Annotated in this window: 9 protein-coding genes; 3 read left to right on the forward strand and 6 right to left on the reverse strand. The window is 68.6% G+C overall.

The window, feature by feature from the left end:
• Positions 1-2,555 (forward strand): excinuclease ABC subunit UvrA (gene uvrA / locus Q0L11_RS05650; protein ID WP_296595962.1); only part of this gene is annotated, 2,555 nt, incomplete at its 5' end.
• 38 nt (positions 2,556-2,593) lie between these two features.
• On the opposite strand, the gene Q0L11_RS05655 is transcribed toward uvrA, so the two are convergent.
• Positions 2,594-4,372, reverse strand: a complete 1,779-nt coding sequence (locus tag Q0L11_RS05655; RefSeq protein WP_296595963.1) for a DUF885 family protein — start codon at positions 4,370-4,372, stop codon at positions 2,594-2,596.
• Positions 4,373-4,498: 126 nt separating this feature from the next.
• On the opposite strand from Q0L11_RS05655, the gene Q0L11_RS05660 reads away from it, so the two are divergent.
• Positions 4,499-5,110: a glutathione S-transferase family protein gene (locus tag Q0L11_RS05660; RefSeq protein WP_296595964.1), complete on the forward strand. Its 612-nt coding sequence runs from the start codon at positions 4,499-4,501 to the stop codon at positions 5,108-5,110.
• A gap of 58 nt (positions 5,111-5,168) precedes the next feature.
• On the opposite strand, the gene Q0L11_RS05665 is transcribed toward Q0L11_RS05660, so the two are convergent.
• Complete coding sequence (locus Q0L11_RS05665; RefSeq protein ID WP_296595965.1) at positions 5,169-6,041, reverse strand: hypothetical protein; 873 nt, start codon at positions 6,039-6,041, stop codon at positions 5,169-5,171.
• Positions 6,042-6,162: 121 nt separating this feature from the next.
• On the opposite strand from Q0L11_RS05665, the gene trmFO reads away from it, so the two are divergent.
• The gene (gene trmFO / locus Q0L11_RS05670; RefSeq protein WP_296595966.1) at positions 6,163-7,566 is read left to right on the forward strand and encodes a methylenetetrahydrofolate--tRNA-(uracil(54)-C(5))-methyltransferase (FADH(2)-oxidizing) TrmFO; all 1,404 of its coding nucleotides are present in this window, start codon (positions 6,163-6,165) and stop codon (positions 7,564-7,566) included.
• Between the two features lie 3 nt (positions 7,567-7,569).
• Here the strand turns inward: trmFO and Q0L11_RS05675 are convergent, their stop codons facing one another.
• From Q0L11_RS05675 to secF, 4 genes are all read right to left on the reverse strand, one after another.
• Positions 7,570-8,232: a squalene/phytoene synthase family protein gene (locus Q0L11_RS05675; RefSeq protein ID WP_296595968.1), complete on the reverse strand. Its 663-nt coding sequence runs from the start codon at positions 8,230-8,232 to the stop codon at positions 7,570-7,572.
• 58 nt (positions 8,233-8,290) lie between these two features.
• On the reverse strand, positions 8,291-8,908 hold the full coding sequence (locus Q0L11_RS05680) for a hypothetical protein (RefSeq protein ID WP_296595969.1): 618 nt from the start codon (positions 8,906-8,908) through the stop codon (positions 8,291-8,293).
• A gap of 121 nt (positions 8,909-9,029) precedes the next feature.
• A complete protein-coding gene (locus Q0L11_RS05685; RefSeq protein WP_296595970.1) occupies positions 9,030-9,389 on the reverse strand; it encodes an Mth938-like domain-containing protein in 360 nt (119 codons plus the stop codon).
• Between the two features lie 13 nt (positions 9,390-9,402).
• A partial coding sequence (gene secF, locus Q0L11_RS05690) for a protein translocase subunit SecF (protein WP_296595971.1) occupies positions 9,403-10,195 on the reverse strand: 793 nt, incomplete at its 5' end.

The raw sequence follows: 10,195 nt of genomic DNA on the forward strand, positions 1-10,195 counted from the left end.
TGTGGGCGCGGGTGGGCGTGCCCTATTCGCCGGCCACCGGCCTGCCGATCGAGAGCCAGACCGTCAGCCAGATGGTCGACAAGCTGAACGCCGTGGCCGAGGGCACGCGCCTCTACCTGCTGGCCCCCGTGGTGCGCGGCCGCAAGGGCGAGTACCGCAAGGAATTCGCCGAGTGGCAGAAAGCCGGCTTCCAGCGGGTGAAGGTCAACGGCGAGTTCTACCCGATCGAGGACGCGCCCACCCTCGACAAGAAGTTCAAGCACGACATCGACATCGTCGTGGACCGGCTGGTCACCAAACCCGGCCTCGAGGGCCGCTATGCCGACAGCCTGGAGACGGCGCTGCGGCTGGCCGACGGCATCGCGGTCGCCGAGTGGGCCGACAAGGATCCCACCGAGAACGAGCCCAAGCGCATCATCTTCTCCGAGAAGTTCGCCTGCCCGGTCTCAGGCTTCACCATCAGCGAGATCGAACCGCGGCTGTTCTCGTTCAACAACCCGTACGGCGCCTGCCCGGTCTGCGACGGCCTGGGGGCCAAGCTGGCGTTCGACGCCGACCTCGTCGTGCCCGACAAGGACAAGACCCTGCACAAGGGCGCGATCGCGCCGTGGGCCAAGGGCCCCTCGCCGCTCTACACCCAGACGCTGCAGGCCCTGTCGCGCCACTACGGCTTCTCGATGGACGAGCCGTGGTGGAAGCTTTCCGAGCCGGCGAAGAACGTCGTGCTGTACGGTTCGGGCTCAGAGAAGATCCGGTTCGTCTACGACGACAACGCCCGCAAGTACGAGGTCAACAAGACCTTTGAGGGCGTGCTGCCGAACCTGGAACGCCGCTGGCGCGAGACCGACTCGTCGTGGGTGCGCGAGGAACTGGGCCGCTACCAGTCCGAGACGCCGTGCCTGGCCTGCGAAGGCTACCGCCTGAAGCCCGAGGCCCTGGCGGTGAAGATCGCCGGCACGCACATCGGCGAGGCCAGCCGCCTGTCGATCCGCCATGCCCAGGAGTGGTTCGAGAGCCTGGACGGCCAGCTCACCGACAAGCAGATGGAGATCGCCCGGCGGATCCTGAAGGAGATCAACGACCGGCTGCGGTTCCTGGTGAACGTGGGCCTGGACTACCTGAACCTGTCGCGCTCGTCCGGCACGCTGTCGGGCGGCGAGAGCCAGCGCATCCGACTGGCCAGCCAGATCGGCTCGGGTCTGACGGGCGTACTCTATGTGCTGGACGAGCCGAGCATCGGCCTGCACCAGCGCGACAACACCCGGCTGCTGACCTCGCTGAAGGGCCTGCGAGACCTTGGCAACTCGGTGCTGGTGGTCGAGCACGACGAGGAAGCGATCCTCACCGCCGACCACGTGATCGACATGGGGCCGGCCGCGGGCGTCCACGGCGGCGAGATCATCGCCGAGGGCAAGCCGGCCGAGATCATGGCCAACCCCAAGAGCATCACCGGCCAGTACCTGACCGGCACGCGCGAAATCGCCGTGCCGGACGACCGCCGGCCCATCGGCAAGAAGAAGCTGAAGGTCATCGGCGCGACCGGCAACAACCTGAAGAATGTGACCGCCGAGATCCCGGTCGGGACCTTCACGTGCATCACGGGCGTCAGTGGCGGCGGCAAGTCCACCTTCACCATCGAGACGCTCTACAAGGCCGCCGCGCGACGGCTGCATAACGCTTCCGACGCCCCCGCCCCGCACGAGCGGATCGAGGGGCTGGAGAACTTCGACAAGGTCATCGATATCGACCAGTCGCCCATCGGCCGCACGCCGCGGTCGAACCCAGCCACCTATACCGGCGCCTTCCAGCCGATCCGCGACTGGTTCGCCGGCCTGCCCGAGGCGAAGGCGCGTGGCTATGGTCCCGGCCGGTTCAGCTTCAACGTCAAGGGCGGCCGCTGCGAGGCGTGCCAGGGCGACGGTCTCATCAAGATCGAGATGCACTTCCTGCCGGACGTCTACGTCACCTGCGACGTCTGCCACGGCCGCCGCTACAACCGCGAGACCCTGGAGATCCTGTTCAAGGGCAAGAGCATCGCCGACACCCTGGACATGACGGTCGAGGAGGCCGCCGAGTTCTTCAAGGCGGTACCGCCGATCCGCGACAAGATGGAGACCCTTAAGCGCGTCGGCCTGGGCTATGTGAAGGTCGGTCAGCAGGCGACCACCCTGTCCGGCGGTGAGGCTCAGCGGGTGAAGCTCTCCAAGGAGCTGTCGCGGCGGGCGACCGGCAAGACGCTCTATATTCTCGACGAACCCACCACGGGCCTGCACTTCGAGGACGTGAAGAAGCTGCTCGAGGTGCTGCACGAGCTGGCCGACCAGGGGAACACCGTGGTGGTCATCGAGCACAACCTCGACGTCGTGAAGACCGCCGACTGGCTGGTCGACTTCGGGCCAGAAGGCGGCGACGGAGGCGGCGAGATCGTGGCCCAGGGCAGCCCGGAAAAGGTCGCCGCCGAGCCGCGGAGCTGGACGGGCCGGTATCTCGGTGAACTGCTGGAGCGGCACCGCGAACGGAAGACGGCGCGGAAGAAGAAGCTGGTGGGAGCGTAAGTGGACTTTTCCCTCTCCTTCATGGGGAGGGACGCTCCCTAGCCCATCGTCCTCGCCAGGACTTCCATAGGCATCGGGCCCGCGGCCAGCACCTTCTCGTGCCAATCGCGGACGTCGAAGGCGGCCCCCAGACGCTTGCGGGCGGCGTCGCGGGTGCGCAGCAGTTCCAGGCGGCCGATCATGAAGGCGCAGGCCTGGCCGGGGTAGACGCAGTAGCGATCCACCTCGCGCTGCGCCGAGAGGGGCTGCTCGCCGGCCTCCTCCACCATCCAGCGGGTGGCTTCGGCGCGGGACCAGCGCTTGTGGTGCAGGCCGGTGTCCACCACGATCCGGGCGGCCCGGAACAGCGCGGACTGGACCGCGCCGATATGGCCGAAGGGGTCGTTCTCGTAGGCGCCGATCTCGACCGCCACCTGCTCGGCATAGAGCGCCCAGCCTTCGACATAGGACGAGTACTGGGCGAAGCGCTTGTAGAGCGGCAGGTTCGGCCCCGACGCGATCCGGAAGACCGCGTTCTGCAGATGGTGCCCGGGATCGCCCTCGTGATGCAGCAGCGTCTTCAGCCGCCAGGTGGGCCACTCGCCGGTGGTCTTCAGGTTGATGGAGATCACCCCCGGGCGCGAACCGTCCGCGGGTGGCCCCTCGTAGTAGGCGCCCGGCGCGCCGGCCTCGATCGCGAGGGGGATGCGATCCACCGTGATGTCCTGGTCCGGCAGCGTGCGGAAGGCGCGCGGCAGCAGGCCGTGCAGGCGCGCCAGATGCTCGCGACCGTCGCGCAGGAGCTCGGCCCGTCCTGCATCGGTATCAGGCTTCAGGAACCGGGGGTCGTGATCCAGTCCCTTGATCCGCTGGGCGACCGCCCCTTGCGTCAGGCCCTGCGCCTTGAGCAGTCCGTCGAGCTCGGCCTGCAGCTCGCGGAAGACGTTGAGTCCCAGCGCGTGCATCTCCTCCGGCGGCATGCGGATGGTGGTGTTGGATCGAAGGCCCAACGCGTACCAGGCTTCCCCCTCCGGTTGACGCCACACACCGCCGTCCGAACCGGCCCTCGGGCGAAGAGCTTCCAAGGTCGCGATCTGCCGGCTCAGCGCGGGCGTGACGCGCTGGTCCAGCACCTTGCGCGCCGCGGCGGGCATGTCGGGCAGTCCCGCCGCCACGGCCCTGCCGGACGGCCCGTCGATCAGGCTGCCGGCGGCGGTGTCGCGCAGGCTTGTGAGCTGACCGATGGTCCGCGCGAGGACGAAGTCAGGCGGGATAACCCCGGCGGCCGCATCGGCGCGGATCCCCTCGCTTTCGCCGTCGAGAACGCGCGCGAAGTCGGCGAGGCGCGAGAGGTAGAGGTCGGCGTCCTCGCGGGTGCGGATGGGCTCGCGGTCGAACTCCTGCGGCTGCCAGTAGTAGGCGCCTGTCATCTGGGAGACGAGATACGGGCCGGGCCGCAGGGCGTGGTCCTGGAAGCCGTAGCGGCGGCCGACCTCGTCGAGCATCTCGTAGGCGAAGGCCGCGCGGTCGTAGTCCGTCTGCGGCGCCGGGCTCAGGGCCTTGCGGTCGATGCCACGCAGCTCGGCGCGCCAGCGTTGCGCGGCGGCGACGCCGGCTGCCCTGCCGGCGGGAGAACGGTCGTCGAGACGGCCGCGGGCGGCCCGCCCCCGCGCGTCGGTGAGCAGCGAAGCCGCCGCCTCGGGCGACATTTCGAGATACTCGTCCATGTGCCGGGACAGCATCGCAGTCAGCGCCGTGTCGGCGCTCGATGCGGCGTTCACCGGCCCCGACACCACCGCACCGGCCGCGGCCAGGAGAATGTCGCGACGTCGGGGCATGGGCTTACTCCTGGACACTGGCAGCCAGACCGCTTCGGTTTCTTCGAACTCAGGCGGGATGGGCACTAGCTGCAAACAATCGTTCGAAATAGCCTAGCCGCCAACAACAAGGGGATGGAACCGCAGATGATCCTGTATGGCGCGCCGATGCCGGCGCCGAACCCGCGCCGCGTGCGCATCTTCCTGGCGGAGAAAGGCATCGATTTACCCGAGACGCCCGTCAACATGATGAAGCGCGAGCACAAGAGCGAGGAGCACAAGGCGCGCAACTCGCTGGGCCAGGTGCCGACGCTGGAGCTGGACGACGGAACCTGCATATCGGAGACCGTCTCGATCTGCCGCTACTTCGAGGCCGTGCAACCCGAGCCGCCGCTGTTCGGGACCACGCCGGTCGAGCAGGCGCTGGTCGACATGTGGATCCGCCGGATCGAGTTCACCGTGATGACGCCGGTGGGCATGTACTGGCGCCACGCTCATCCGCGCACGGCCGCCCTGCTGACCCAGTACAAGGACTTCGGCGAGTCCAACGCCGCCACCTACAAGGGCGCTCAGAAGTGGCTCGACCGCGAACTGGACGGCAAGGCGTTCGTTGCCGGCGACCGCTACTCGATGGCCGACATCTGCCTGCAGTCCACGGTGGACTTCGCCGAGTGGATCGGCCTGCCGCTGGAGCCGGAGTTCGCGAACCTGAAGGCTTGGCACGAGCGGGTGAGCGCACGGCCCAGCGCAGCAGCGTGACGCCGTAGACTGCCCACAGTGTCTCGCCGCCCCGAGGGAGATCCCGGAGGGCGGCGGATCAGGCGAAGTCTTCGGCCCGCTCGGCGTCTTCAAGCACGAGGTCGCGATAGGCCACGGCGAAGGGGCCGTAGATCATCACGATCTGCAGGACCTGCAAGAGAAGCTGCATGACAAGGGTGATCATCGCCGCGATCGCCGTCAGCGGGGTGAGGCGGCCGATGTCCTGCATCGCCGCCTCGCCGCCCGAAATCTCGACGATGGCGAAGCTGATGATGCTGAACAGGATCCAGACGATCACGTAGAAGATCACCGACAGCACGATCATGCCGAACAGTTGCCAGAAGTGGCCCTTGGTCCGCTCCCAGGCGAGGCGCAGCGAGACCTGCCCCGTCTCGAACACCGTCGGCAGCAGCAGCGACAGCCGCACACCGATCCAGCAGCCGAAGGCCACGACCAGAATGATCGCCAAGGCGGCGCCGACCGAACCGGCCTGCGCCGCGCCCGCGGTGAAGATCACGCCGACGATCACCGAAACCGCATAAAGGCCGATGCACACCAGGTTGGCGGCGGTCAGCTTGAGTTCGGTGCGGCCGATCTTGAGGTGGGCGAACCCGTGTTCCTCGGGACGCAGCACCAGGCGCATCACGCCCCCGGCGATGATCGACATCAGCAGCGCGGTCATCATCAGGACGAGGATGAAGGCGGGCCAGGAGGCCGCTAGCAAGTCGCTGACCGTATCGAGGTCCGAGGCGTTGAGCTGGCCCTTCCGGGCCAGGGCGATGAACTGCGGGCCCAGGGTGGCCATCATCACCATGGCGATGAGCAGGATGCCGCCGAAGTAGACCGCGCTCCACGCGAGCATCACGCCCGGGTGTTCCTTGGTGAGGCGGAAGCCTTCCATCGCCGCGTCGCTGGGAGAAAACCTGGTCATCCGTCCTGCATGTCCCGAGCGCGACTCGGCCCGCCCCTGTCGGCGGAACCTTGCCGCGCCCCGTCTTAAGCGTGCAAGGCCCCGCTCGCGATCCTGCGCGTTCGTTGCTAGTACGCCACGCATGTCGATTGCACCTATTCACGTCGTGGGCGGCGGGCTGGCCGGCTCGGAAGCCGCCTGGCAGATCGCCCAGGCCGGCGTACCCGTCGTCCTGCACGAAATGCGCCCCGTACGCGCCACGGACGCCCACCAGACCGACAAGCTCGCCGAGCTGGTCTGCTCCAACTCCTTCCGCGCCGACGACTGGAGCGGCAACGCGGTCGGCCTGCTCCACGCCGAGATGCGCGCGCTGGGGTCGATCATCATGTCGGCGGGCGACGCCCACCAGGTGCCGGCCGGCGGCGCCCTGGCGGTCGACCGGGAGGGCTTCTCCGCCGCGGTGACCGAGCGGTTGGAGGCCCATCCGCTGGTGACCATCGCTCGCGAGGAGGTGGCCGGCCTGCCGCCGGCCGAATGGGACAGCGTGATCCTGGCCACCGGCCCCCTCACCTCGCCCGCGCTGGCGCAGGCGATCCTGGACCTGACCGGCGAGGACCAGCTCTCGTTCTTCGACGCCATCGCCCCCATCGTGAACTTCGACAGCGTCGACATGGACGTGGCGTGGCGCCAGTCGCGCTACGACAAGGAAGGCCCCGGCGGCGACGCGGCCGCCTACATCAACTGCCCGATGGACAGGGACCAGTACGAGGCGTTCATCGACGCCCTGCTGGCCGGCCCCAAGTCAGAATTCAAGGACTGGGAGCATGTCCCCTACTTCGATGGCTGCCTGCCGATCGAGGTGATGGCCGAGCGCGGGCGCGAGACCCTGCGCCACGGGCCGATGAAGCCGGTGGGCCTGACCAACGCGCACAAGCCGGACGAGAAGGCGTGGGCCATCGTCCAACTGCGCCAGGACAACGCCCTGGGCACCCTGTGGAACATGGTGGGCTTCCAGACCAAGCTGAAGCACGGCGCCCAGACCGAGATCTTCCGGATGATCCCGGGGCTGGAGAAGGCGGTGTTCGCCCGGCTCGGCGGCCTGCACCGCAACACCTTCATCAACTCGCCTCGCCTGCTGGACGCCAACCTGCGCCTGAAGGCCCAGCCGCGCCTGCGGTTCGCCGGGCAGGTGACCGGCGTCGAGGGCTATGTTGAGAGTGCGGCCGTGGGCCTGCTCGCCGGCCGCTTCGCCGCCGCAGAGCGGCTCGGACGGCCGATCGACGCTCCGCCCGCGACCACGGCTTTGGGCGGCCTGGTCGGCCACATTACGGGCGGGCACCTGGAAGGCGGCAAGGGCAGCTTCCAGCCGATGAACATCAACTATGGCCTATTGCCGCCCATGGACGCCCCGAAGCGCGACGCCGAAGGGCGACGCCTGGGCGCCAAGGAGAAGACCCGGCTGAAGAAGCGAGCGATGGGCGAGCGGGCGCTCGCCGACCTCAAGGCGTGGGCGGAGCGCGCGCGGGCCGTGGAGCCTGCCGAGTAGCGGTCAAATCCGCCCGCGGGCCACGGCCCAGAACAGCCTCAGCCGGTCGCGCAGGGGCGAGCGCCCTCCCCGTCCCAGCGCCGCATGGGCCACGGCCGGGAAGGCCTCGGCGGCCAGCTTCCGCACGGCGGCCGCCGCGCCGGTGCGAGTCCGCTCGGCGAGCGCGGCGGTCCGCCGGTCGTCCGAGGCCCGGCGGGCCAGCGCCCAGGCGGTTCCGCCGGCGCGGGCCGGGCCGGCGTCGCGCCCCGGCGCCAGGATCATCGCCGCCAGCTCCGCCGCACGACCGCCGGTGTCCCGCGCCCACTCCAGCGCCTCGTTCGGCTCCATGGGGTTTGCGTCCAGTTCGCGGTAGCGCGCGTCGATCATCGCCTCCAGCGGCTCGCGGGGGAGCTCGTGGCGACGGATGACGTCTGCGAGCGCCTGGGCGGTGGGGTGGTGGCGGACAGGGCGGCCTTCGTAGGCCTCATCCAACACCTCGCGCCACCAGGTCAGCCGAATCTCGCCGAGGATGGCGTTCGAAGCCACCTTCGGCGCGCGGGCCAGCTCGTGGTCGTAGGCATAGATCGCCACAACGTCGGCGCGCTTCCCGGCATCCCCGATGAACCGGCTGGAAAGCCATCGGTCGGGGTCCACGCGGCGGATCAGGTCGTCGAGGTCGTCGCTCATGTCGCTTCAACGAAAAAGGCCCGCCGGAGGGCGGGCCTTCTCCAAGGTTTGTCCCGCGTCAGCCGAACAGCGTCTGCGTCATGGTCATGGCCGTCAGCATCGGGATCGACAGCAGCATGTTGGTCCGCGAGAACAGCATGGCGGTGCGGCCGGCCTTGGCCTTCGCGTCGGCGTCGGCCTCGACGATGCCCAACGCGATCTTCTGGTTCGGCCAGATGAACACCCAGACGTTCAGGAACATGATGATGGCGAGCCACATGCCCAGGCCCAGCAGGGTGAAGCCCGTGTCGGACACCGCATAGCCATGGTAGAGGCCGAGCGTCAGCGCCTCGTGGGCGTAGTCGACCCCGCGCGTGTACGCGACGATCAGGCCCATCAGCACGGTGAACAGCGCCGCCCAGCGGAACCAGAACAGCGCCTCCGGGGCGATGTACTTGGACACCGCCGGCTTCAGCTCGGCCGGGATCTCCGGCATTTTCCGAATCTGGACGAAGTTGAAGTAGTACAGCAGCCCGATCCACAGGATGCCGAAGAACGTGTGCAGCCAGCGGAAGACCGCCTGCCAGAACGCGACGTCGGTCCCATGCGGGCCTTGCGAATAGGCGCCCACCATGACCAGCGCCAGCAGGACGCTGACGATCACGGTGTTGCGGAAGTTTGCGAGTAGTCCGGCCATAAACTTGCCCTCTGAATCCCTGCCCTTGGCCGAGGTATAGGGCGTTTCGTTTCAGGCTGGAAGCGAGGCCGCCCAGAGGCTTCACCGTAGGTGAGGGTTCCGGCCCGCGCGGCGAGCCGGGCTAGACGGCGATGAGCGCCGCGGCCAGCCGCCGGCCCTCGGACGTCAGCAGGTTATAGAGCTGCGCGGCGGCCGGCGTATCCATGAACTCGAGGCCGATGCCGGCGGCCCGAAGGCCGTCCCGGATTTCGCGCGGCGGCATGGCGTTGCAGGCGCCGACGCCCAGCAGCACGAACTCCACCTCGGCAGGGCCCGCATCCAGCACCGGCTTCAGCGATGCCAGGGTCAGGTCGCCGAGGCCGGCGACCTCCCAGGTCCGCGCCTCGTCGGCCAGGATCAGCACCGAGCCTTCGTGCCGCTGGCCGGCGAGACGGAAGCCGCCGTCGCCGTAGGCGTCGATGCTGGGCGCGTTCCGGGCCACGGCGCTTGCGACCTTACGGCCGCACGCCGGCAGGCTTCAGCGGCTCGGCCGGGTCGTCGTTCCGCTTCACGCCCCACAGGAGGATGATCGGCAGCGCGACGTACACCGACGAGTAGGTGCCGATGATGATCCCGAAGACCATGGTCGAAACCAGCGGGAACAGCACGGGGCCGCCCAGGAACATGGCGCCGGCCAGCGCGAGGATCGCCGTGGTGCCGGTGATCAGCGTGCGGGAGAGACGCTCGTTCTCGGACTTGTTGATCACCTCGCGCAGGGGCGTCGTCTTGTACTTGCGCAGGTTCTCGCGAAGCCGGTCGAAGGTGATGACCTTCTCATTCATCGAGTAGCCGATGACGGTGAGCAGCGCGGCGATCGAGGTCATGGAGAACTCGATCTGGGTGATCGACAACAGGCCCAGGGTCAGCACGATGTCGTGGAACACCGCGGCGACGGCGCCGAGGCCGAACTGCAACTGGAAGCGGAACCAGATGTAGGCCAGCATCAGCACGAGGGCGATGCCGAGGGCCATGAAGCCCGAGGACATCAGTTCGCCCGACACCTTGGGGCCTACGACGACCGGCGGCTTGAACTCCATGCCGGGGAAGCGCTGGGCGAGCTTGTTCTTGACCGCTTCGGCCGACTGGAAGGCGTTGGCGCCCTCGGTGCGGAAACGGACGATCGCCGTATCCGGACGACCGAAGCCCTGGACCTGCGCGTCGTGACCGCCGGCGGCCGGGACCGCCGCGCGAAGCTCGCCCAGGGGCACGGGGCCCTTGGTGCGCACCTCGATGGCGGTGCCGCCCACG

It is taken from the genome of Phenylobacterium sp. (genome assembly GCF_024508875.1).
Classification (GTDB): Bacteria; Pseudomonadota; Alphaproteobacteria; order Caulobacterales; family Caulobacteraceae; genus Phenylobacterium.